We start from the raw sequence: 1,033 nt of genomic DNA on the forward strand, positions 1-1,033 counted from the left end.
TTGGTATTAACAAAAGCAATGATAATGGTAAGAAATTTATAACTATTCTCTGTAAAGACAACAAGGGAATCTCTGAAAAAATAGCACTCAAAAAAGAAATAAAGAACAACAACAAAAATAGAACAATAAAAAGAAAATACGATTCATTTTTATTTCTTTCAACATCAAAAGATAAGAAAAGCACCGTCAATAAAATTATCAACCCTAAAAAAAATGAAATATAAAATAAAGATTTAAAAAAATGTGTTGCTATAAGCATATTAATAAAAAAATATGCCAAATAGCCTGTTTTTATAATTATAAATTTATCAATTCTCACTTTTCAACCTTCAAGTGACAAGACTCTAATTTTATTAATTCTTTCCAATTCATAATTTGTTCATTTTTATCAAATCGAAGCGAATATTCCCTTACATTTAAAAACTCTCGCTCTATAACAGAATCATTATTTATATCAAGAACAAATTTTAGTTTATTAATCCAAGTACTTAAATCAGAGTTTTCTACAATAAAAGTATTATTATCATTTACTGTTTCAGGTAAACCACCAATATTTGACACCATTGTTGTAACACCTAAAAAAATAGACTCTACAGCAACTCTTCCAAAAGTTTCTTCTATTAATGAAGGAACAAGAAAAACATCTGATTCTTCAATAAAAGAACTTGGATCATTTAACCAACCTAAAATAGTTAAATTTTTTGTCAGCTTCTTATTACTCTTAACACTAGAATCACCAGCGGCTTCAAACTCATAATCAGGAAAAACTTTAGACAATTCATAAAAAATATTAAATCCTTTATCTATCCTAGTAGAAATCATTTTTATTTTATTTGATTTTTCACTTTTACTTTTACTTTTAATATTACTTTCAATAGAAATACCAGGATAGATTACTTTTAGCATACATTCACTCAAGCCATACTCTAAACATTTTCTCTTCATGAACTGGCTATTAACAATAATAAAATCTAGATTTTTTAAAACATCAACTCCATAATTACCATATGTGACATTTTTAACTACACTCTTA

Annotated in this window: 2 protein-coding genes; one reads left to right on the forward strand and one right to left on the reverse strand. The window is 25.2% G+C overall.

What is annotated here, in order from left to right; all coding sequences use genetic code 11:
* Positions 1 to 224: hypothetical protein (locus A1QC_RS15575; RefSeq protein WP_039836426.1), on the forward strand; the 224-nt coding region annotated here is incomplete at its 5' end.
* A gap of 91 nt (positions 225 to 315) precedes the next feature.
* Here the strand turns inward: A1QC_RS15575 and A1QC_RS15305 are convergent.
* A partial coding sequence (locus A1QC_RS15305; protein WP_017025150.1) for a glycosyltransferase occupies positions 316 to 1,033 on the reverse strand: 718 nt, incomplete at its 5' end.

Source organism: Vibrio rumoiensis 1S-45 (assembly GCF_000286955.2).
Lineage (GTDB): Bacteria > Pseudomonadota > Gammaproteobacteria > Enterobacterales > Vibrionaceae > Vibrio > Vibrio rumoiensis_A.